The organism is Streptomyces sp. NPDC002125 (assembly GCF_053593715.1).
This window is the reverse complement of sequence record NZ_JBSFDD010000030.1, coordinates 59,672-81,491: the sequence shown is the minus strand read 5'-3', so window position 1 is coordinate 81,491 and position 21,820 is coordinate 59,672. Positions and strand designations below refer to the sequence as shown.

The window sequence follows — 21,820 nt, the reverse complement described above, 5'->3', positions numbered from 1 at the left end:
GTGTCAGCTCCTGCGGTTGCCACCGACGAGGGCCTTGCCGGCCGGGATTCGGATTTCGTAGCCGCCGTCGAGCACGGCGGTGCCGCCCGCGGGCAGCTCGACCCGCCAGACACGGGTGCCCGGTGCCCGGTGACCGGCATCGGCGCCCTCGTCCTCGGGTACGGTCCAGTCGGCCCGTTCCTCGATCCGGACATCCGGGTCGGAGGTGACGGGCACCTGCTCGCGGACCTCGACGGTGACGGGCAGCGCGAGGCGGTTGGCGAGTTCCACATGGACGCGGTGGTCGAGGACCGTGGTGTTGTTGCGCAAGCCCGCCGTGGACTCGTGCAGATTCGTCCGGCGGGTGACCTGGACGCCCTCGGCCTGTCCGAGCCCGAGCCGCCGGACACCGCCGGGGGCCAGCGTGGGCAACGCCGCGGTCAGCAGGAAGTCGTCGTCGACCGTGACGTCCACCGGGCCGGCGAGCAGAGCCTGGTCGGTGGAGTTGGAGATCACCAACGTCGCGTACACGGTCTGTTCCACGGACGGGATGCAGAGGTACTCGGTGTGGGTGCCGACCGGGATCTCCCCGATGGTGACGGTGTGCCAGGTGCCGTCGGACGGGATGTCGGCGCGGGCCGCGGTGTCGAAACGGTGGTCGAAGGAACCCGCCGACTCACGGGGCCGCACAGCGTGCCCCGGCAGCGGAAGCGCCGCCACCGTTTCGGCGCGCCTGCGGAACTCGGCCGCCACCGCGTCGACGGAGGAGCCGGGGAACAGCCGCCCCCTGCGCGCCGACCGCTCCTCGGGGCCGCAGAGCTCGAGTGCGGCGTAATCGAGCTCGGCGCCGCTGGGCTGCGGCGGACCGGTCACCGGAGCCGCGGACGGCGGCGGGGGCGAGCCAGGCGCGGCCGGGGCGGCAGCCGCCAGGGGAGCAGCGCCCCCGTACGAGGGCCCGCCGCCCGTACGCGACCTCCGGGCCTGTGCGGGCGCGGGCATTCCGGCGGCGAATTGTTCGGGGGAGGCGCCGCCCGGCATCGGGAGGGGAGGGGGAGGCGCGCCGTACCCCGGAGGCGCGGGCGGCGGTGGCGGAACGGCCCCGGCGGCCACGGGCACGGCGATCGGGGCAGGGCGGGGGCCGGCCGCGTCGTACCCGGCGAAGAGGTCGGTGAGCCCCGCCGGAGGCTCCCGCCAGCCGGTGCGCGCCGACGGCGGCTGCCGGCGCCCGATCCTGACCGAGCGGAGCTTCGGCAGTCCGGTGTCGCGCCGCAGGTCCGCCGTGGCCAGCGCGAGGGACACCCCGGTCCAGTCCTCCCCGGTGCGCTGGGCCACCGAGGCCCGCAGCACCAGACGGCCGCTGCTGTCGCCCTGACGGTGGCTGAGACGGTACGTCGGCACCCAGACGGCGCCAGGCACCCCGTACTCCAGTTCAAGGAGGACCTCTGCCGACGCGTCACCGGAGGCCGAGGCATCGACGATCAGCAGGGCCGACACCGTCGTGTCCACGTGCGCCGACGGCACGTCGGTGGACGCGCGGGCGAGCCTGTCCACGGCGATGCCGAGCTCGTGCTCCGCACGGAGCAGCGCTTCCTCCAGCTCGACGAGGCGCGTGTGCAGTCCCGTCAGCCGGTCGTCCACGAAGTCGGCCAGCTGAAGCCAGGAATCGACCGGGGTGCGACGGTGCCCGTCCTCGCGCCTGCGGGGCGGAGGCACCGGGCGCAGCGCGCCTGTCTCCCCGATCAGGGTCAGCTGGTGGTCCCGGCGAACCTGCGCCGCCCCGTACTCGTCCCGCAGCCGCACGACCTCGTGCCGCAACTCGTCGGGCGTGGAAACGTCCTGCGGTTCGGCCTCGACCTCCACCCGGGCCTCGCTGACTCGCACTCCGGGGGTGCCCGGAACGCGGGCCCGCAGCGAACCCGGGTCCAGGGCCCTGGGCAGCCCCGTCACGCGCACCCTGCCGTCCGGCGGCACGCTGCCCCGAGCCAGACGGCGGCAGACCGCGCCCCGCTCGTACACCACCACAGAATCGAGGGTCGAACCCCACCTCTGTGCTGCCTCGACCGTCATGTCGTCCGCCCCCTGTCCAACGCCGAGCGAAGCCTACGCCAGGACGTTCGGTGCGCGTCGAGGCCGACGGAACACGCCCGCGCGGGGCGGCCGGCCCACGAGGACGACTCCGTTCCCCGGCACTTGCCATAGAGCGCGGTCCAGCACCTAGCTTGGCCGCCATGACCACACCTCAGCACAGGATCGGATCGGGCCTCGGCGCCCGGAGCACCGCGGACGACGTACTTCGCGGGATCGATCTGTCCGGCAGCACCGCCATCGTCACCGGCGGCTACTCGGGACTCGGCCCGGAGACGACCCGCGCCCTGGCACGTGCCGGAGCGCACGTCGTGGTCCCCGCCCGCCGACGGGAGGCCGCTCAGGAGGCGGTCCAGGGCATCGACGGTGTCGAGACCGAGGACCTCGACCTCTCGGACCTCGGCAGCGTCCGTGGTTTCGCCGACCGCTTCCTGGCCTCCGGCCGCCAGGCCGACATCGTCATCAACAATGCCGGAATCATGGCCTCCCACCTTCAAGACGCCCGCGCAGGGCGCGGCGACCCAGGTGTGGGCGGCGACCTCGCCCCAACTGGCCGGCATGGGCGGTGTGTACTGCGAGGACTGCGACATCGCCGAGCCGGCCGTTGGCGGCTCGGAAGGAGGCGTGCACGCACACGCGACCGACCCCGAGCAGGCCGCGCGGCTGTGGGCGCTGTCCGCAGGCCTGACAGGCGTCGACGCATTCGCGGCGACCGCCTGAGGGGTGTCGTAAACGGTCGAGGGTGGCGGCATCCGGTGAGGGATGCGCCACCCTCCGGGGCGCCGCGCTGGAACGCGGTGGTGCCCGGTCCCTGTTCCATGGTGCAGCCACGACGCCAGGGGGCCGCAGGCACGAGGACCTGGGGCAGCGTTGGTAGGAGGGTGTCATCGTGTGCGCGTGTTCGGCAACGCCCGATGGACGGAAATGAATGAAAAGTTTGGTTTCACTCTCCTGAACTGCGGCTTCCCGATTGCGGACGGTGAGCTCGGCCACGTGTTCGCCCGCATCGCGGCGGTGCGCTCTGGACGTTCGTGTATCAACGCTCCTGACCGAGGGGCCGTGCGTTGTGATGCCCGGGTTGCTGGTGAGAGGATCGCGGCACGTTGACGGTCCGGGACCTGGAAGTCCCCGTCGGCGTTCACGGTGCAGCCCAAGTCAGCACTTATCACAGAGTTCTGACATGACATCAGCAGGAGACACCTATGCGTTCACCGCTCTTCCCGCCCTGGCCGTCCAGCGCCTCTCCGGGAGCGCTGACCTCCGGTGAGGTGGTCGTTGTCGTCGTGGTCGTCGTCGTGGCGGGAGTGTTCGCCCTGGCCGGCCTGCCCGTGTTCGGCGCCCTCGAGTTCATCGCGGGTGCCCTGTGCGTGGCGCTGAGCTCGTTGCGGGCGATGCGCACGGCGGCGGTGTCGCCCCCCGGGGCAGTCTGATCCGATGGGCCGGCGTGAGAACGCCGTCGCCGCACAGACCCGGCAGTCCGAAGCGCTCGCGCTGTGGTTACGCGCCCAGCGCGAGCGCAGGGGCGTCACCTACGCGGCGATGGCTGAACTGACAGGTGGCAGGTTCACCGCGTCGATGCTCTCGCGGGGCGCGAGCGGGAAGGTCCCTTCCCGCAACCTCGTCGAGGCGTACGCGAAGGCCTGCGACGCCGACGTCGCGCTCGCGGTCCGACTGTGGAAGGCGGCTCGGCGCTCCGAGGAGGAGCTTCGCCGCCGTGACGAGACGGCGGCCGAGTTCGAGGACCTGGCCAGCTCGGTGAGGTTCGCGCTGACACATCCTGAAGTGATCGAGACGTTCGGGCAGTTGCGCAGGGCGATGATCCACGCACGGGCCGAGGAAGGTCAGCCCTCGCTGGGGTTCTTGCAGGCGAGGGCGGGGCGTACGGAAGACGGCCGGCGCTTCCGGCTGCCCAAGAGCAGCCTCAGCGCGGTCCTGCGCGGGGGAGCGGTTCCCTCGCGCGGCCATATCACCGCGTTCATGGAGGCGCTGGGCGCGGCCCCCGGCAAGGTCCGGGACTGGGAGCGTGCGTGGGACAGGATCGCGGAGTTCCACGCCCATCGCCCCCCGGCCGTCGGCAGGACGGCAGTCCGGGGCACACGTGCGCCGGGGCCGGAGCGGCACTCTGTTGTGCTGATGACGGCGCCCATGGCCGGGTGGGACTCCGGGTACCTTCGCGACCGGGTGCTCAGGGACTACCTGTACAACGACGCACCGCGCGTCGGCGGCGGCCCCCGACGTTGCCTCCCCTCCACCGGCCGCACCCGCGCCGGACTGCCGATCAGGACACCGCGCCGATACGAACACCCCTGTCCTCAAGTCGAGTTCAGCACTCGTATCCAGCACATTCCCCCAACGCCTGCGGGCCCGCCCGTGAGCAGCTTGCCTGACTCGGCACACCTCCCGGCCTTCCAGGCGCACGACGCGTCCTGGAGGACGGCGGCCCCGGCACCGCCGAAACGTATCGCGCGCATGGCGGAGCGATGGTTGCCGAAGAGGGCGCCGAGAGACCACAGACGCTGGCCGCAGTACTGAGCGCGGCATCGGGTGGAGTTCGGATCGCCGACTGACCGGGGCGGTGATCATCGCGACCGATGATGAGGCGCCGCGGGGGAGTGGCGCAGGGCCGCGCCCCGGTTCGGGTTCTTCCGCCCGGCAGCGGATCGTTCACGAGGAGTGCCGCCTGTGCGGGCAGTCCCCACGCCCTTACGCGCCTACGGCCGGGTGAACGTCAGGTGTGTGACGCCGCCGGGGGTTGTCACGGACTCGGTCCGGAAGCGCGTGTCGAGTCCTTCGAGGCCGTCCCACAGGCGTTCACCGCGGCCCAGGATGATCGGGACGACGGCGATGTGGAGATGATCGATGAGGTCTTCGGCGAGGAACTCGCGGACCGTGGTCGGCCCGCCGCCGATCCTCACATCCAGACCGCCTGCGGCCTCGCGCGCCTGACGGAGTGCCTCCTGCGGTGTGGCGTCGATGAAGTGGAAGCTGGTGCCGCCCTCCATCTCCACCGTCGGGCGGGGGTGGTGAGTCAGGACGAACACCGGGGTGTGGAAAGGAGGGTTGGGCCCCCACCAGCCGTTCCAGTCCTCGTTCTCCCATGGCCCGCGCTGGGGGGCGAACTTGTTGCGGCCCATGATCTCCGCTCCGATGCCGGCATTCCAGGTGCCGGCGATGGCGTCATCGACCCCGGTGCTCCCGTCCGTCTTGCCCAGCATCTGCTGGAAGGTCCTGGTCGGGAAGAACCACTCATGGAGCCGTGTGCCGGCGTGGCCGAACGGGGCGTCGAGGCTCTGCCCGTCACCGGTGGCGAATCCATCGATGGAGACGGAGAAGTTGTGGACTCTCACGCGGGACATGGCACGGACTCCTGCCCTCGAAGCGATGTGTTTGCGCACTGCACATACTGAGCGTGGGCGAGCCTAGACTTGGTGTGAGGGGTATGCAATCACTGGAGGCGGCCAGTCGAGCCGAGCCGGGACACGGATGCGCGGTCAACGCGCCTGCCACCTGCCACGGTGCCCTCGCCGCCCGGCAGGAACTGCCGCAGCCATGCCTGCGCGGGATTGGTTGCACCGTAGCCGGGACGGTCGGTGATTTCGCCCTCCGGGGCGGACTCCCGCAGCCGCTGCCTCAGCTGCTGGAGCAGCTGCCGGCAGCCCCGACCACTCTGTTTGCACCGTTCGACCGGCAGATCCGAATCTCATGCCCTCTCAGGGGCAGTAGAACTGGACCGTTGTCAATTTGTCGTTGGCGTACTCGCCGGCCCAGTCGCCCCTGGCGCCGTACTGGTGGGTCGGCGTGAAGTCCAGGTCCGAGTAGTGGGCCGGGTCGTCGACGAACTTCACCTGACAGGTGGAGTTGTTGAGCCAGGAGGAGACCTGATTGTTGGCCAGGTCCCCGTTGAGGAAGTGGACGCTGTAGAGGTTGACGTTGCCGGTGGCCGGAGTGATGAGGGCCTTGGACCCGGTGCCCCCGCCGTGCTGGTAGAGACAGAGGGCCCAGCCCGGGCAGTCGGCGTACGGCGGGTTGGCCGCGGAGGCCGGGGTCGCGGCTGACAGCAGCGCCGCAGCGGATGCGACGCCCGTCGCGAGAGCCATCTTCAACGACTTCATTCCCACTAAACCCATCCCCATGGAACACCACCTTCTGAGCCGCCGGTGCGGCCCGGTACCGACCGCACGGAACGACGCACCGCGATCTTCACGGGAGATCCTAGCCATGTGTTCCCTGTGAAGCCGTCCCGCCGTCAGTAATGCGCCAGTCTCACGGCGTTGGGCTCATACCGCAAGATCAACTTTGTAGTCTCGCGCTGTTATCCACCACATCCCGTGGGCAGAAAGCCGCATCCTGCGGCTCCGGAGACGCCGCACCCAGCGGCCCCAGAGAAGAGACACCCGTGTCCCTGCATTTCCTTCACATGCCGGACCGCGCCACCCGGCGCAGACCCGGCCCCAGACCCCGGCGCACGCTCGTGCAGATGCTCTGCACCGCGTTACTCGCCTCCCTCGTCACGATGGTCGTACCCACCTCGGCACAGGCGGCCGAGGGCGTCACCGAGCCGTCCATCACGTTCAACACCCAGGGCGGCACCCGCTGGGACCTCGTCAGGTCGTCCCTGCTCAAGGCCGCCGACGTGATCGCTCTCCAGGAGACCGTGAAGCCGCCGAGCGATTTCACGGGCGAGCAGGTGCTCCTCGACAACAGCACCGACACCACGCAGACCCCGACCGGACTGCCCAGCCTCAAGTACCGTGTCAGTGCGGCACGTTGGGGAAAACCTGGAACGCGCGCCGCACCCGGCGTCCTGATCTACCTGAAGATCCTGGACAAGGCCGCCTGGGGCCAGACCAACGGAACCGACGACCCCGACGCCGGCACCGAGGGCAACACCCAGAAATCCATGGCCATGTGGCTGAAGGACGCCCCCGACGACCTCAGCACCCTCGCCCCGCGCATCCGCGTGCTGCCCGCCGCGGATCCCGGCAACAAGTGGATCAGGACCCGCCCCGCATTCGGCGTACAGGTGGGTGACACCTGGTACTTCAACATCCACGCCGCGTCGATCCGTTCCGGGGACACTCCCAACCCGCACGCCGTCGCGCTGATCAACACCATCTCCCAGACCATGGCCGGGCAGCGCTGGCGGGCCCTGGGCGACTTCAACAGTTCCGCCGCCCCCACCCGCGGCCGATTCCCGAGCACCTTCTACGCCACTCAGAACGGCCGCCCCGACGGCACCCCCGCGACCACCCAGCTCTCCGGCTACGCACTGGACTACATGATCGCCAGTGACCAGCTGGACAACCTCTCCGTGTCCCTCAACGGCCGCAACGGAACCTCCGACCACTGGCCGGTGCGGTTCGCCCCTGCCGGCGGGCCCACATGCGGCGACAGCTGGGGCAGCGTCACCGTCTACAACCCGGCAGCCCGTGCCGCCCGCGCCGCGGCCGACGACTCCTGCGGTCCGCCTCCAGCCGTGGTCTCCATGGGCGACAGCTACATCTCCGGCGAGGGCGGACGCTGGGCGGGAAACGCGGCTGCCTCGGCAGCGGGTTCGGCCTGGGGCACCGACCGGGCCGCGGTGAACTGCAACGCGGACGAGAGCACCTGTGACCACGATGTGTCCCGCGTCTACGGCGACACCGGGTACGACCGGGGCGCCGACGCCTGTGACCGGTCCGACTCCGCCGAGATCCGGGGCCTCGAACTCGACGGCGTACCGCTGGAGCGGCGCTTCAACATCGCCTGCTCCGGCGCCACCACCGACAACGTCACCACGACCGGCTTCAAGGGCCAGCGGCCCCAGGTCGAGGACCTCCGGGACATCGCGCAGAACAACGACGTGCGCATGGTGGTGCTCTCGGTCGGCGGCAACGACCTGAAGTTCTCCGGCATCCTCCAGGACTGCGTCAAGGCGTACTTCTACCCGTCGCTGTTCAACAAGGGCTGCCGGGGCGCCAAGGAGAAGGAGTTCGCCGAGAGCCTCGATCCGGTACGGGCCAAGGTCGTAGGGGCGGTCGAGGCGATCCGTACGGTGCTCCGCGAGGCGGGGCAGGACGACGGTACGTACCAGATCGTGCTCCAGTCCTACGCCAACCCGCTGCCGCTGGGCCGCAACTACCGCGACCCGGAGAACGCACCCGTGCCGCCCGCCAACTACGGCCGCTACATCAACGGAGGCTGCCCCTTCCTGGACGCCGACAGCGACTGGGCGCACACCTCCGTGGTGCCCCGGATCAGCGCCATGCTGCGCGGCGCGGCCAACGAGGCCGCAGTCTCCTTCCTCGACCTGCAGAGTGCGTTCGCCGGGCATGAACTGTGCAGCACGACGACGCGGCAGGCCGATTCGAGTCACCGGCTGACGGCCCCGCTGGGTGCCGAGCACGCCGAGTGGGTGCGCTGGGTCCCGTACCTGTTCGACGGGTTGAAGGACCTACCGTGGCATGCCCAGGGCAACCAGCAGGAGGCGATCCATCCGAACCGCTACGGACAGCAGGCGCTTGCCGCCTGCCTGACGAAGATCGCCGCTCAGCTCGGCGACCAGCCGGTGGCCTCCTCCTGTGTGGGTCGGCCGTCCGCCCCGCCCGGCTCCGTGGACGGTTCGGTGGGCGACTCGGGCCAGGATCTCGGGCGTGGCAATCGCCGCGGGCCCGTGGCCGGGCTGCCCGACTGGAGCCGGGCCGGATACCGCGGCGGTGAACTGCTGCCGTCGGCCGCCGCCCGCAACCCCGACACCGCCTGTCACTTCGGCCCCTCCGCACTGGAGTCGCAGTTCCAGGTGAAGGCCGACGACGGGCAGGACGACACAGCGGGCCTCCAGAAGGCCATCGACCGGATACGCGACGACTGCTCCGCCCATGCGAGTCCCGGCCGTCTGTCGGTGATCGAGCTGCCCAAGGGGGCGCTCAACGTCAGTAAGCAGCTCTCCGTGGACGCTTCCTACCTGGTCGTACGTGGCCAGGGCTCGGACCCGGCGAACGGCTCGCGGATCGTCTTCCGTCCCGACGAGAACACGAGGTACGACGTTCTCACCGCCAAGGGCGAGCGCTGGGACCAGACCGGCACGGTGCACAAGTGCGAGTTCACCACGGGCAACAACGTCGGCACCGGCGGCTGGATCTGGCCGGGCCGCGGCCTCTTCCGGGTCCAGACCAGGGAGGCCGCCGAGAAGTACGCCAGTATCTGCGGCTTCCCGTCCAAGATCCCGGAGAACCGGCGTGACCTCTTCGAGGGATCGATCAACCAGCACTGGGAGTCGGGAGTCGCCGTCGGCGGGTCCTCGGACGACGCCAACTACTCCGCGCGCCAGGGCGACCGGGTCGTCCAGCTGAACGCCAAGGCGTCCATGGACGCCTTCAAGCCGGGCGGCGACCTGTGGGTGGGTGCCGCCAACAGCCTGAAGTTCTACCAGTCCCAGGAGGTCGCGGGCGCCACCGCGGACGACGGCCGGCTGGAGAACCTGCACATGCGCCAGCAGGTGTTCACCATCACCGCCGTGGACACCGCGAAGCGAACGGTCACCCTGGACAAGCCGCTGGAGTTCGACCTCCCGGTCGACTCGACCTCCGACGGCTCGCCACCCCTGGGGGTGAGCGGCAAGCCGTACGTCAGCAAGGTCACCGCGCTGAAGATGATCACCGATGTGGGCTTCGAGGACTTCTCCTTCACCGAGGACCTGAACGGCCTGCCGAAGCTCAGCGGCGGCACCTACCAGCTCGATCCCTCCCAGGCGGTCCACAACTACGGCAACATGGCCCCCGAGTACGCCATGCACGGCATCGTCTTCAAGTGGGCCAGGGACTCCTGGGTGCGGGGTGTGCGCGCCGACATGGTCGGCTCGCACCCCGTCGTCACCGAGGTGGCCCGGAACATCCAGATCGAGCGGAACGTCTTCGACGGCTCCTGGAACAAGGGCAAGGGCGGCAACGGCTACCTGCGTGGGTCACGGGTCTGGGACTCCCTGTACGCCTCGAACACCAGCCGTAACCTGCGGCACTTCACCTTCCAGTGGTCGGCGTCGGGCAACGTCGCGATCGGCAACGACTTCGACTCCGACCTCAACCTGCACGGCGGCTGGGAACGCCGGAACCTGTTCGAGAACAACACCGTCCGTGTGCCGTACAACCACTCCTCGGGCGAGTGCGACACCAACTGCGGCGGCGAGGGCGGCGCCGGCGACGACGGCACCTGGTGGCCTGTCTACTGGGCCGCCGGCAGCAAGGGCATCGGCTGGTCGGGTTCCACCGGCCCGCAGAACGTCTTCTTCCACAACACCCTGGCCAAACAACGCGTACCCGGAGGCCCGTACGAGCCCTACCACCCCTACGGCGACACCTCCCGGCTGTACCAGTTCGGCTCCGCCGCAGGTGACGCGGGCACCTTCCAGCATCTGACAAGTGCGGGCGGCCCGATCCAGGACTGGGCCACGAACGAGGGGGTGGACTACTCCCGAGGAGATGGCGTCAACGCCTCCAGGACGGACTCCAGACCCTCGCTGTTCCTGCGCGACTACAGCTCCTGACCCGTGGCGCCCCGGACCACCACCCCGACCCTGCATCCGCACGGCAGGCAGGGGCAGGTCCGGGGCGCCTCGCGGTTCTGGAGCCCGGCCGGTTGTCGGCCCCAACTACCCCAGGACGCCAGCCTGCACGACCGCCGCCGCCGTGACGACACCCTGCTCTGTGGGTGTTCGCCGCCGGACCGTGCTCGGCCCATGACGACGGAGCGGCGGCATCCGCCGCGGTGGAGAGGGCCACCGCTTCACCGACTGCCGCGTCGTCATTCACTCAGGAGCGTCAGGAGCCACGGTGACGGAGAACTTCTACTCCCAGGGCACCCACAGCACCTTCATCAGCAAGCCGGTCGAACACCGGCGTACGAGACTTGGGAATGCACCCACCGACTCGCCCAGCGAGTGGCCCGCCTACCGCCACGACCGCTGGCCGGCCTCGACCAACCGGTAGCTGCGGGAAGACTTCGTCACACTCGCCGTCCGCTGCAGCTGTTGGCGGCGCCTTGCCCTCAGCGTTCTCCGCTAGGCGATGCCGCGCAGCCAGAGTTCATGCAGCGAGTGGGACACCGCGTCATCCTGCCACCCCGTCGCGCGCCCGGACCGGGCCACCTGGCGACCACGCCCGTGAGCTCCTTACGGGTTCCTCCACGTACGCCCACGGACGCGTGCCCGGCAGGTGTCAGGACCCGGGCAGATTGAGGACGTACTCCCTGGTGGAGTCCCCGCGCATGCAGCGCGCCAGCTCGGTGACGTGCTCTGCCTGGCCGGCGGAGAGGCGCCGCACCTCCCACAGCAGAACCGCAGCGTCCACCGCTCCCGGGGCCGCAGGAGGTGGCACCTCACGCAGGTGGATGCCCGTGAGCGCGGCCAGTTCTCCGGCGTTGACCCCCAGCAGGGCTGCGAAGTCCGTCACCAGGCGGGGCGTCAGCTCCTTGCGACCCTCGCCGAAGGTCGTTTTTCCTGCGGTATTGAGCGGATCAGCTGCAGGAGTTAACGCCGCTCGTCGGCGGAAAGGTGCACCGCATCCATCACGATGCCCGGTGTCCACCGGCCGGCCGCGGCGTCCAACGGCGCCATATCGTCCGGGACCGCCAGCCCCGCAAGGATGAACAGATCGACGGCATGGAAACTACGACAGGCGCGATACGCCGGAGCAGCCCCTCGCTTGGGGGTTCCCCCACGAGCACCGCTCGGACCTCGTTTGCCGTCAATCCGGCGCGACTGGCCAACTCCTGCACGCTGAGCGCTCTGTGGTCCAGCAACCATGCCAGCATCACGCCGAAACCAGGGTGCCCCGTCGTCCCCGCAGCCTCACTCATCTGCTTGATTGAACAGGTACGGAACCGAAAGGAACAAGGCGTCATCGCGTCCGCGGTTCGCCGGGAGTGCTCCTGCGAGGTTCGCTGCTGTGGGAGCAGGGGGCTAAGAGGCAGTTACGTTTCGTGACCAGCTTGCCGTCACTGATACTCCCGCCGGGACCGGCGTCGGCGATCCCCGTCCTCGCGGGATGCCCCCAAATCCGATGCCTACGCTGCCACCCTCGCCTCCCGCTCGATGGCGTTCCGCCGAGCGGTGCAGCCGTTCTTGGCGATGTGCGCCGCTGGCTCGCTCCGCTTGATGCCTCCCGTGAACCGCTGATGACCAGTCGCGTCCTCAGCCGCCCTCAGTCACCGTGTGCCGGCGGCTGTAGTGGCGGGCCGCCCGGGCGCGGTTTCCGCAGGACGGCTTGCACCACTCCTGGCGCCCGTGGCTCTTCACGAAGTAGCGCACACAGCGGGGTGCGGTGCAGGAGCGCAGTTGCTCGCGTTGCGGGCCGCTGAGGAAGTCGATGGCGGACCGGGCCAGGGCCGCGAGGAGCCGTACGTACGGGTCCTTCTCCGCGGACAGCAGCTGGGTGCCCTGAACTCCCCGGGTCGGCCAGTGCAGTTGAGGGGCTACCGGTTCCCGCGCGGCGACTGTGTTGAGGTGGGTCACAGCCCGGTCGGCGGGCATCAGGTGGTGGGCGTCCGCCGGGCTGGGCGGAGCGGGGCTGACCGCCTGGGCGAACAGGGCCCGGACCGCCTGCCGGAGCTCGATGATGCGGAGCCTGACGTCCTCGTCCGCGGCGAGCTCCGCGACCGCGACGTGATCGGCCAGCAGATCCGCCTGCTTCTGGATCCAGCGCTTCGTTCCCTCGATCGTGGCCAGGTCGTCGGCGGGGCCGCCTTCGCCGTCGTGGCGAACCGTGCTCGCCAGTTCCATTGGCAGCCAGCGCTCCACAGGGCATCCCCTTCCGCCTCGGCACCGGTCGTCCACCACTTGAGCACATCCCTGCGCACACCCTATGGTCTCTAACGGAAAAACTGAAAACTTCCGTTGGAGCCGGGGAGGGCGTAGCGCCTACGCCCTCCCCGGCGCAGGAACTCGGCCGGGCCCGCCATCGAAGGAGACTGCGGAATGACGCTGCTTGCACAGATCAGCGACCTGCACCTGGACGGCAGCGAGAGGGCGACCCTGCGTGCCGTCCGCGTCATGGACTACCTCCGGGCCCTGCCGCACCCGGTGGACGCGGTCCTGGTCACCGGTGACATCGCCGATCACGGCGCGGAGGCCGAGTACGAGGAGGCGGCCCGGATCCTGGCCGCGCCCTTCCCCGTGCTCACCTGCCCCGGAAACCACGACGCCCGGCCGGCGTACCGCAAGGCCCTGCTCGGCGAGGTGCCCGAGGAAGGCCCGGTCAACCGGCTCCACCACGTGTCCGGCACCGCGATCCTGATGTGCGACTCCACCATCCCGGGCCGTGACGAGGGGCGCCTCGACACCGAGACGCTCGCCTGGATCGACTCCACGCTCACCGCGCTGCCGCAGGACACCCCGGCCCTGATCGCCTTCCACCAGCCGCCGGTCGCGCTCCACCACCCGCTGCCCGACTCCGCCATGCTCCAGGAGCCCCGGGGCCTGGCCGACCTGCTGGACGCGCACCCGCAGGTCGCCGCCGTTCTCACGGGTCACGCCCACACCGCGGCCGCCTCGGTGTTCGCCGCACGTCCGCTGATCGTCGGACCGGCCATCACCTGGACCCTGCGCATGCCGTGGGAGGGCGACCGGGCCGCGGACCGGGACCAGCCGCCCGGTCTCGCGTTCCATGTCCTGGACGACGAGCGGCGGCTGACGACCCACTACCGCGTCGTGCTCCCGTAAGCGCTCGCGCGCAGGGGAGACCCGGGGAGCGGGCGACTCAGTCGGCCCCTCGGCGACCGCCTTGTGTGCGCGCGGCGGCGAACGCCTTGTGTACGCGCGCAGGGGGTCGGTGCCCTTACCTCGCTTTGATTGCCGTGGTGATGAAGTGTTCCGTGCGGGCCCGGACGGCATACCGTCCGGGCCCGCCGGGTCGCGGGGGTCAGCGCTTCATGAGGGCGAAGACTCCCCAGCTGAGGTACTCACGTCCGTAGCGCGCGTACTGGGCGGGCTCGGTGGCGAGTTCCCCCCGTACCTCGGAGGCCATGTCGTCGTCCGGGTTCTCGTCGAGCCAGCGACGCATGCTGAGCCACTGGGCCGCGGCGTAGCGGTCCCAGCTGTTCTGATCGGCCAGCATCATCTCCACGACGTCGTACCCGAGGTCCTGGAACTGCCCGATCAGCCCGTGGAGTTCCAGGAAGTCGGCGGTGGAGGTGGCGTGGCAGGCCTTGGCGGTCTCCTCGTCCGGCGGGGTCTGCCGCCAGAAGGGCTCGCCGATCAGCATCATCCCGCCGGGGCGCAGGCTGCGCTCCAGCAGTTCGATTGTTCCGGCGACGCCGTTACCGATCCAGGTGGCGCCGACGCAGGCGGCCAGGTCGACGGGCTGGTCGGCGACGTGGCCGGCGGCGTCGCCGTGGACGAACTCGACCTGGTCGGCGACGCCGAGTTCGGTGGCGCGGGCCTGGGCCTGCTTGGTGAAGAGCGTGCTGATGTCCACCCCGGTGCCCGTGAAGCCGAGGTCGCGTGCCCAGGTGCACAGCATCTCGCCGGAGCCGCTGGCCAGGTCGAGGACCCGGGTTCCGGCGGGGAGGCGGAGTGATGCGCCCAGGGTGGCGAACTTGTCCGCGGTCAGCGGGTTGTGGATGCGGTGGCCGCTCTCGCGGATGGTGAAGATGCGGGGAAGGTCCATGATCGGATTCCTTTTCGTCATGCCTTGAAGTGGGGGGACTGCTTGAGGGCGCGAATATGGCGCGAGATCTGCTTCCTTGGCCGTTCCAGCTCGGCGCGCAGCCGCGCGTCGGTGCGGGCGGCGGCATGGGTGTTCTCGCGCTGCAGCCGGTGGTAGCTGTCCAGGCGCCGCTGGATGAGGTGGCCGGCCTCGATGGCAGCCAGCACGGCGCAGCCCGGTTCGGTGGTGTGGGCGCAGTCAGCGAAGCGGCAGTCCCGGGCCAGTTCGGTGATCTCGGCGAAGGTCTGGTCCAGGCCCTCGTCGGCTTCGTGCAGGCCGACGCCGCGCAGGCCGGGGGTGTCCAGCAGGACCCCGCCGTGCGGCAGTGGCAGCAGTTCCCGCCAGGCGGTGGTGTGCCGGCCCTTGCCGTCGCTGTCGCGCACCGCGCCGGTGGCCAGGAGGTCCTCGCCCAGCAGGCGGTTGCCGAGGGTGGACTTGCCCGCGCCCGAGGGCCCGAGCAGGACGACCGTGCCCGACAGGACGGCGGTGAGGACGTCCAGGCCCTCGCCGGTGGTGGCGCTGGTGACCAGCACCTCCACGCCCGGGGCGGCCTCGGTCAACTCGGCCGCCGCGGAGGCGGGGTCGGCATGCCGGTCAGCCTTGGTGAGCACCACCACAGGGGTGGCACCGCTGTCCCAGGCCAGGGCGAGCATGCGCTCGATCCGCCCGAGCTTGAGCGGGTCGGCCAGGGATACGGCCACCGCCACGGTGTCGACGTTCGCGGCCAGTACCTGAGCTTGGGAGGTGCGCGAGGAGGTGGAGCGGACCACGGCGGTCCGGCGCTCCAGCACCTCCACCACGGTGGCGGAGGTCGCCGGGCCGGCCGGCCGGACGGCCACCCAGTCCCCGGTGCACGGCGTCAGCCGATCACCGGTACCCGACGAGGGGAGAACCATTGCGCGGACGGGGCCGGTCTCGGCGACGACGTCGCACAGACCGCGCTCGGCCCGTACGACACGGCCCGGGACCAGTCCTTCGTCCCTCGACGGGGCGAAGGACGACTCACGCTCCGTGTCCCAGCCGTAGTCGACCAGAGTCAGGACGCGCGAAGGGTGGGAGAGAGGAGATGGGTGTGAAGTGTGTTGGTGAAACAAGGTGGAGACCCTTGTGAGGGGGTCCCGCCGGACGGCAGACATGCCGGAACCACTCCCGCAGAGGGGAGGCTGGCAGAGGAAAGGTCAGACTGAGACCCGAGAGATGCGAACGAGTCGGGCACCGCACACAGCGGTGGTCACCATGACCGTCATCGCGCATCTCCTCCGATCTCCAAGAGTGGTTTGGTCACCACTTCCACATAGACCCTAGCATCTTCGGTGGACCTGTTTCGAGGCCGGGCAATGCGGGGCTGTCGCATGGACAGAGCTTGGCCTCCTCGGAACCTTGCGCATGTCGATCCGGGGCTGGCTCTTTTCCGTAAGAGGAATCACCCGCACCGATCGCATGCGTACGACGCCTCCCGACGACCACGGCGATCTCGGGCAGGGACGAGAACAGAGGCAGACATCGCCGGCTCGCGTTTCTCACGACGTCTTCGCTGTTCACCGCGGTGGCGAGCCCGATAATCCGTTGACCGCCGTTCATGGGCCCTTGCTACTGTCGGGCGTTCCGTCGAGCTACTCGGGCCTGCTGCGCCCCGGAAGGAGTGAGTTTTGTGCCCCCGGCCTTCGCCGCGCGTGCCTCGCTGTGCGGCTTCAGTCATCACGTCCTCCTGCCGCCGGCCCACTCGGACGGCTGCCGGATGCGGCTTCCTGGTGCTCTGACCTGCCCACACGCCCCGTAGTCCCCGCGCGCTGCGGCATACGGGGGCCTCTTCGGCGAGGCCGCTCGGCCTGCTCTTGCTGTCATGACCGACTTCTCAGCAAGGAGCCCTCCGGGTGTCCAGTACCGACAAGACTCTCTCCAACACCTCCCACACCGTTCTCTCCGGCACTTTCACCTGTGCGTGGTGCGGCCTGACGGTGTCCGCCGCCACTGGCGACGGCACACGACGAAACCACTGCCCGTCGTGCCTGCACTCGCAGCACATTCTCGACCATGTCGAGGGCGGCCCCAGCGAATGCCAGGGCCGGATGTCGCCCATCTCCGTCGCCGTGCTGCGCACCGGCGACTGGATGGTCATTCACCGTTGCGTGCTCTGCGACGAGCTGACCTCCAACCCGATCTGCACCGACGACAACCAGCTCATCCTGATGCGCATGGCCGTGCGGCCGCTGGCACAACCACCGTTCCCGCTCGAAGCATTCGGCGACCTGTAAACGGGGAGGAGGAAGACCCCATGCCGAGACGAGCGAACGACTCCAGCAGACGTACGCGGGGAACACGACGGCCACAGCGGCACAAAGACGTCCTGCACCGTCAGGGAGGGCACCGGCGACACGATTTCAGGTGCGTGGGCTGCCGACTGGACGTGTCCTTGGACGCGCCCGGCACCAGCCACCGCAATCACTGCCCGAACTGTCTGGCCAGCCTGCATGTCGACCGCCGGATCCCGGGTGACCGGGCAGCGGCCTGCCGTGGACGGATGGAACCACTGAGCATGTCCGTGCGGCCCGACGGTGAATGGATGATCATTCACCAGTGCCAGTCCTGCGGCGAGCTCAGCGCCAATCGGATTGCCGGCGACGACAACGCACTGACCCTGGTGCGCCTTGCCCTGAAACCGCTGAGAGACACCAGCATCGCCCGCCGCACGCTGCTCCGGTTGTGACCTGAGCCGCACCTCGCGGCCCCGAACCGTGGAACCGGGGCAGGCGCCGCCCGTTCCGTGCGGCGTTCCGCACCCTGCTCCCGCCGGTGTGGCAACAAGGCCGCACGAAGGGGCGAAGCGTACGAGCGCGGATGTGCTCGTACGCTTCGCCCCTTCTCCAGGTCTCGGAGCACTGTGAGTGCCGCCTCCTGTGATCGACGCCCCCGCCGGTCAGTGTGTCCGCGTGGTCGGCGCATCATCGTGAGGCGTACTCCACTCTCACTCGCGCTCACCGTCGCTGCCGCCCTCCTCGTGCTCGGCGCTGTCCTCATAGCCACTTGCTCGGGAAGAACCACCGCTCAGAAGATGAGCTCGACGGCGGAGAAGCTCCGGCCGGCCACGCGAACCGTACGGAGCCACCGCGGTTGACCTCTATCGGTAGGTGCCTGATTCACCGAGGTTCCTCCGCCGAGGCGTACGCCCGGCCCGCCCATCAGAAGGGCGTCAAGGCCGAGAAGACCGCGGCGAGGTGCTGAGTGCGGTGTTCAGCGCACCAGAACAGGTGTCTCCGCGAGAACGCCGACGCCGTTCACGCGCATCGATGCGGTCAGTGCGAGCGGACTCATGCCAGAGCGGTGGCGATCTCGGGGGCCATGTCGAACGCCCGCCACTTCCACTCCTCCTCGGCCTCGTCGTTGCGCTCGCTCTCGTTCCAGGTCGGCGGCAGACCCATCCGCTGCCGCTCGGCTTGTTCCTGCGCAAGGGGGGTACGGGGCGGACGAGGCCCAGGGCCGCCATGACTCCCGTCTGGTCCCCGGTCGGTACGGCGATCCAGTAGTGCCAGCACGTCGACAGCGGCCTTGGGCGGTCGTCCTCTGCGATTCTCACGAACGGCTCAGCTTCTCGGGCTCTTCCTGCGCGACCGCGGCGGCTGGGGTTCCGTCCCGCTCCGGGAGCAGCTCGGGCATCCCTTGCAGAAGCACTACCACGCCGGTCACGTCGCCGGTTTCGGAACGGCCGACCCATACCGGGTAGGTACCGTCCCCGGTCGTTGCGAAGGCCATGAGCTCGCCGCCGGAAGCCCCGTCCCAGGTACGCAGCATGAACATGGAGCCGTCGTCGATGTTCTTGTACCCGTCCAGGTTCGGCTCCCCTTGGACCAGCCCTCGCTCGAAGAGCGTGATGAGCGGCTCCCAGGCTCCGGCATCGGCGAAGCAGCCGGTGGCGCCGTCGGTGTCGAAGCCGGCTATCTGCTCCTCGATGAACAGCCGCGGATCGTCGTCAGGACCGAGGGCCATCTCCCAGGTCGCAGCGGGGGTCTCGCTGACGAGCAGTCGGACGGCCGTGCACTCCGTGCTGGTGACCTCGGCGTTCCGCCACTCGCAGTGGTAGGTGAAGCGGACTCGCGCCTCGTCGAGGACGTACTCCCCGGGAGGGACGGGGACCGTGATGCGCGGCCCGTTGCCGTGGTCGGTGTCCGGGCCGGAGACAGCCAGCAGCCCGCTGGGTACGCACAGGGTGCCGACCCGGTGCGGGTCCACGACGGTCATCTCGGGGTGGTACCCGTCGGTCACGCGCACGCCTGGCCGGAACAACTGGTTGATCGGACCGGGCCGCGCGGCGCGTGGCGGACGCCAGCAGGTGGCAGGGAGGCCTCCGTCATCTGACTCGGCCGCCGCGGGCACCTCGGCCGCCTCGAAGGCCGGCGGCTCGATGAGCTCGTGCACCTGGGACGAGAGCAGCGGCCACTCCCCGAACGCGGGGCGGTCCATCCAGAGCTCGTCGTCCCGGAGTCGAGGCGAGGTGATGTGGGAGCCCCCGCCCTGTCCCCGCCGCTCCTCTATCCGTTGGCCCCTTCCATCCGGGAAGAGGTCCACCGTTATGCGTGGGCACACCTTGTCGAACTCCGCCATCTCCGGGCCTGTGTAGTACCAGCCGACGGAGTACCGGCGCAGCAGCCGCGACGGGTCGTCCAGCAGCCGCATGTCCAGGCTGTAGGTGCGGCGGCCGTGGGCGTCGTAGATCCACAGCCCGACGTAGTGGTCCAGCCAGGAGACGAGCCGGACTTCCAGCGGAGCCTCCCGGCCCGGCTCCCGGTACACCACCACGTACGGAAGGCCGGCGGCATCCCGTTCCCGGGCCTCCTCCGCGGATATCGGCCACCGGGGCGCACAAGCCTCCAGGTCCCATGCCCGCGCGTACCCCACCTCGATGACCATCGCCGCTCCTGTTCCTTGCCTGTCTCGGCTCCGTGATGAGCTGAGCTGCAAGGTAGCCGCTGCCTGTGACAACGGCCCTATGGGGTAGGTGGCGGGCCTGCTCCGGAGCCCAGACGGTCAGTGTGCCGACAGGCTCAGGCGTTCCCTGGCGTTCCTCAGGTCGGCGGTGAGCGCGTCGCTCATCGGATCCCCGGCTCGTTCCAGTATGTCGACGAGAGCAGCCGCTCCGGCCAAGGCGCTCTCCTCGGCCTCGCGCAGCGGCACGGTCGCGGGGGAGTCGCCGGTGTTCACGGTGGTCCAGCGGCGGGCGGCATCGCAGAGGAGCAGTGCCTCCCAGAGGACGCGCAGTGCTGCGGGAAGGCGGTCGGATGCCATCAGCTGGTGGCCGATCCGGGTGAGCGAAGTGACCTGACGTGGCACAGCGTTGACCACGTTCATCCGGCCGGTAGCCGAGAACCTGGCTCCGTCCCCGCCGCAGAGGGAAAGTCGCAGCGTCCGGATCTCCAGTGGATCCAGGGCTCCGGCCCGCACCCCGCCCGCGAGCCTCGTGGACTCCGTCCGCTCCGCTTCCAGCAGTGCCTCCCGCAGACTCGGCGCAAGCACCGACCCGAACTCCCGCTCCATCTCGGCGATCCGATCATGCGACCCGCGGGCGGCCATGGCCAGATGTCCGGCCGCCTCCGCGTCCCGCCCGGCCTCTCTCAGGTGGACACCGATCCGGGCATGAGCCCCGGAGCTCCCGACCCGGCTGAGTTCCGCGGCCTCCAGAATCACGCCGTCCACGGCCAGCGCCGCGTCCCACTGCCCACGTGCCGCCTCCAGCATGGAGACGACCGGGGCGGCGATACCGATCGCGTACGGGACCGCCTCAGGGCCGATCCGGCCCGCCTCCTGGTATCGGGCGAGGGACTCCTGGCCGCATTCCAGAGCCAGTTCATGGTCCCCTACCCGAAGTTGGACGTCCGCCCCGACAGCGAGGATCCGGGCCGCGTCCGTGGATCGGTCGGAGAGGGGAGCGAAGGCTCCCGCACGCATGTACCCACCGATGGACATGTCCAGATCGCTGAGCGCGCTGAAGGGACGGTCCCACTCGGCATAGGCCCGGGCCCTTCGCAGCCTGACATCGGCCGTCAGCAGGACCGCGGGAACGGGACCCGTCTCCTGCAGGTCACCCCGCTGCTCACCCCGCTGCTCACCCTCCTTCCAGGTGGCGAGCTGCTCAGCCTCCAGCCTCTGGTACAGCTCCTCGGCCTGGTCCAGGGCAGCGACTGCACCGGTCATGTCTCCGACATCAGTCCTGGCCCGTCCCATGGCGTAGAGCAATCCCGCTCTGGCCTGGGGAACCTCCGGCAGGTCCGGGGAGACGGCGTCCAAACGGTCCAGAGCGTGCTGCGCCCGCGCGAACTCGGCCAGCGCCTGCGCCGGCCCCTGGCTCTGCTCGGCGGCGAGCCCTCGTTCGTAGGCCGTCCGGTACTCCTGGATCGCCTGCTCGGTACGATCCTGGTCCTGAGAGGCTCCGCGCCGCCGAAATATCTTCATCTTCCCTATTTTTCGCTTGAGTTGACTACATCCAGCTGTCCGGTGAACGTCGGCATCCTGTCACGGCGTCTCCACCGGATGCCCTCGTTCACTTCGAATGGGTCTGTCACCCTCCGTACTGATACCGCCGTCTTCCGGCCGTGGAGCACCTGACGGCCCTGTACGCCGGGTGGATCCGTAGGTACGCCGGCGAGCGGATTCCGGGCCGGGAGCTCGCCGAGGCCGACTGGATCGACACCTTGCACGCCTTCACCCACGCCTGCAGCTGGCCGCGGGCGCCACCGGCGTGCATCAGCCGCCGCCCCCGGTCCCGCCGGTCATGCCGGGTATCGGGACTTCGACGCCTACCTGGCCTCCCGGGTGCCAGGAACGCCCCCGCAGTCCATCCGGCGGCAGCCGAGATGCTCCGCCGGGCGGACGACGCCGAGCTGCCGCAATGACCCTGACCACGCGTTTGGCGAACTGACACCTCACGGAGGCACCCATGGCCACAGGTGCAGACACCGATGTGGGGCAGGCCGACCGTGCTGCTGCGCGGGCCCCGCTGTCTCCCGGCCCGTCGAACGCCGTAACCGCGGCCGAACACCCCGATCTGCCCCTCTGGCCAGGCAACGACGCGGGCGTGGAAGGACTGT

Annotated in this window: 16 protein-coding genes and 1 pseudogene; 8 read left to right on the top strand and 9 right to left on the bottom strand. The window is 69.8% G+C overall.

The window, feature by feature from the left end:
* Window positions 1–3: 3 nt before the first annotated feature.
* Entirely contained in the window at window positions 4–2,046 is a 2,043-nt protein-coding gene (locus ACWCQM_RS34595) for a DUF4139 domain-containing protein (RefSeq protein WP_450919031.1), read from the bottom strand.
* Between the two features lie 161 nt (window positions 2,047–2,207).
* Here ACWCQM_RS34595 and ACWCQM_RS34590 point away from each other — a divergent pair.
* The 3 genes and pseudogenes from ACWCQM_RS34590 to ACWCQM_RS34580 all read left to right on the top strand — a co-directional run bounded on the left by ACWCQM_RS34590 (window position 2,208) and on the right by ACWCQM_RS34580 (window position 4,596).
* Window positions 2,208–2,784, top strand: a pseudogene (locus tag ACWCQM_RS34590) (SDR family NAD(P)-dependent oxidoreductase).
* Window positions 2,785–3,266: 482 nt separating this feature from the next.
* On the top strand, window positions 3,267–3,494 hold the full coding sequence (locus ACWCQM_RS34585; protein WP_450919030.1) for a hypothetical protein: 228 nt from the start codon (window positions 3,267–3,269) through the stop codon (window positions 3,492–3,494).
* A gap of 4 nt (window positions 3,495–3,498) precedes the next feature.
* A complete protein-coding gene (locus ACWCQM_RS34580; RefSeq protein WP_450919029.1) occupies window positions 3,499–4,596 on the top strand; it encodes a helix-turn-helix domain-containing protein in 1,098 nt (365 codons plus the stop codon).
* Between the two features lie 179 nt (window positions 4,597–4,775).
* Here ACWCQM_RS34580 and ACWCQM_RS34575 read toward each other — a convergent pair whose 3' ends face one another.
* Both ACWCQM_RS34575 and ACWCQM_RS34570 read right to left on the bottom strand, forming a co-directional pair.
* Window positions 4,776–5,420, bottom strand: coding sequence for a dihydrofolate reductase family protein (locus tag ACWCQM_RS34575; protein WP_450919028.1), 645 nt, complete (start codon window positions 5,418–5,420; stop codon window positions 4,776–4,778).
* A 354-nt stretch (window positions 5,421–5,774) separates the two neighbouring features.
* Window positions 5,775–6,161: a peptidase inhibitor family I36 protein gene (locus ACWCQM_RS34570; RefSeq protein ID WP_450919027.1), complete on the bottom strand. Its 387-nt coding sequence runs from the start codon at window positions 6,159–6,161 to the stop codon at window positions 5,775–5,777.
* Window positions 6,162–6,541: 380 nt separating this feature from the next.
* Between ACWCQM_RS34570 and ACWCQM_RS34565 the strand changes: the two genes are divergently transcribed.
* Together ACWCQM_RS34565 and ACWCQM_RS34560 are read left to right on the top strand one after the other, a co-directional pair.
* Window positions 6,542–10,585 carry a GDSL-type esterase/lipase family protein gene (locus ACWCQM_RS34565; protein WP_450919026.1) on the top strand — a complete coding sequence of 1,348 codons (4,044 nt, stop codon included), beginning with the start codon at window positions 6,542–6,544 and terminating at the stop codon, window positions 10,583–10,585.
* A 286-nt stretch (window positions 10,586–10,871) separates the two neighbouring features.
* Entirely contained in the window at window positions 10,872–11,027 is a 156-nt protein-coding gene (locus tag ACWCQM_RS34560; protein WP_450919025.1) for a hypothetical protein, read from the top strand.
* Between the two features lie 228 nt (window positions 11,028–11,255).
* Here the strand turns inward: ACWCQM_RS34560 and ACWCQM_RS34555 are convergent, their stop codons facing one another.
* Complete coding sequence (locus ACWCQM_RS34555; protein WP_450919024.1) at window positions 11,256–11,489, bottom strand: hypothetical protein; 234 nt, start codon at window positions 11,487–11,489, stop codon at window positions 11,256–11,258.
* A 740-nt stretch (window positions 11,490–12,229) separates the two neighbouring features.
* Window positions 12,230–12,835, bottom strand: a complete 606-nt coding sequence (locus ACWCQM_RS34550; RefSeq protein ID WP_450919023.1) for a CGNR zinc finger domain-containing protein — start codon at window positions 12,833–12,835, stop codon at window positions 12,230–12,232.
* A gap of 177 nt (window positions 12,836–13,012) precedes the next feature.
* On the opposite strand from ACWCQM_RS34550, the gene ACWCQM_RS34545 reads away from it, so the two are divergent.
* Window positions 13,013–13,756, top strand: coding sequence for a metallophosphoesterase (locus ACWCQM_RS34545; protein ID WP_450919022.1), 744 nt, complete (start codon window positions 13,013–13,015; stop codon window positions 13,754–13,756).
* Between the two features lie 199 nt (window positions 13,757–13,955).
* On the opposite strand, the gene ACWCQM_RS34540 is transcribed toward ACWCQM_RS34545, so the two are convergent.
* Both ACWCQM_RS34540 and rsgA read right to left on the bottom strand, forming a co-directional pair.
* A complete protein-coding gene (locus tag ACWCQM_RS34540; RefSeq protein ID WP_450919021.1) occupies window positions 13,956–14,702 on the bottom strand; it encodes an SAM-dependent methyltransferase in 747 nt (248 codons plus the stop codon).
* Window positions 14,703–14,719: 17 nt separating this feature from the next.
* Window positions 14,720–15,835: a ribosome small subunit-dependent GTPase A gene (gene rsgA / locus ACWCQM_RS34535; protein WP_450919020.1), complete on the bottom strand. Its 1,116-nt coding sequence runs from the start codon at window positions 15,833–15,835 to the stop codon at window positions 14,720–14,722.
* A 780-nt stretch (window positions 15,836–16,615) separates the two neighbouring features.
* On the opposite strand from rsgA, the gene ACWCQM_RS34530 reads away from it, so the two are divergent.
* Window positions 16,616–16,996, top strand: a complete 381-nt coding sequence (locus ACWCQM_RS34530; protein ID WP_450919019.1) for an RNHCP domain-containing protein — start codon at window positions 16,616–16,618, stop codon at window positions 16,994–16,996.
* A 20-nt stretch (window positions 16,997–17,016) separates the two neighbouring features.
* A complete protein-coding gene (locus ACWCQM_RS34525; RefSeq protein ID WP_450919018.1) occupies window positions 17,017–17,448 on the top strand; it encodes an RNHCP domain-containing protein in 432 nt (143 codons plus the stop codon).
* A gap of 863 nt (window positions 17,449–18,311) precedes the next feature.
* Here ACWCQM_RS34525 and ACWCQM_RS34520 read toward each other — a convergent pair.
* On the bottom strand, window positions 18,312–19,646 hold the full coding sequence (locus ACWCQM_RS34520; protein ID WP_450919017.1) for a DUF4241 domain-containing protein: 1,335 nt from the start codon (window positions 19,644–19,646) through the stop codon (window positions 18,312–18,314).
* 117 nt (window positions 19,647–19,763) lie between these two features.
* Window positions 19,764–21,185: a hypothetical protein gene (locus ACWCQM_RS34515; protein ID WP_450919016.1), complete on the bottom strand. Its 1,422-nt coding sequence runs from the start codon at window positions 21,183–21,185 to the stop codon at window positions 19,764–19,766.
* Window positions 21,186–21,820 lie beyond the last annotated feature (635 nt).

Excerpts from the sequence above, each read along its gene's own strand:
- ACWCQM_RS34595 (WP_450919031.1), bottom strand. The coding sequence starts at position 2,046 with ATGACGGTCGAGGCAGCACAGAGGTGGGGTTCGACCCTCGATTCTGTG.
- ACWCQM_RS34585 (WP_450919030.1), top strand. The coding sequence starts at position 3,267 with ATGCGTTCACCGCTCTTCCCGCCCTGGCCGTCCAGCGCCTCTCCGGGA.
- ACWCQM_RS34580 (WP_450919029.1), top strand. The coding sequence starts at position 3,499 with ATGGGCCGGCGTGAGAACGCCGTCGCCGCACAGACCCGGCAGTCCGAA.
- ACWCQM_RS34575 (WP_450919028.1), bottom strand. The coding sequence starts at position 5,420 with ATGTCCCGCGTGAGAGTCCACAACTTCTCCGTCTCCATCGATGGATTC.
- ACWCQM_RS34570 (WP_450919027.1), bottom strand. The coding sequence starts at position 6,161 with ATGGCTCTCGCGACGGGCGTCGCATCCGCTGCGGCGCTGCTGTCAGCC.
- ACWCQM_RS34565 (WP_450919026.1), top strand. The coding sequence starts at position 6,542 with ATGCTCTGCACCGCGTTACTCGCCTCCCTCGTCACGATGGTCGTACCC.
- ACWCQM_RS34545 (WP_450919022.1), top strand. The coding sequence starts at position 13,013 with ATGACGCTGCTTGCACAGATCAGCGACCTGCACCTGGACGGCAGCGAG.
- ACWCQM_RS34540 (WP_450919021.1), bottom strand. The coding sequence starts at position 14,702 with ATGGACCTTCCCCGCATCTTCACCATCCGCGAGAGCGGCCACCGCATC.
- ACWCQM_RS34525 (WP_450919018.1), top strand. The coding sequence starts at position 17,017 with ATGCCGAGACGAGCGAACGACTCCAGCAGACGTACGCGGGGAACACGA.
- ACWCQM_RS34520 (WP_450919017.1), bottom strand. The coding sequence starts at position 19,646 with ATGGTCATCGAGGTGGGGTACGCGCGGGCATGGGACCTGGAGGCTTGT.
- ACWCQM_RS34515 (WP_450919016.1), bottom strand. The coding sequence starts at position 21,185 with ATGAAGATATTTCGGCGGCGCGGAGCCTCTCAGGACCAGGATCGTACC.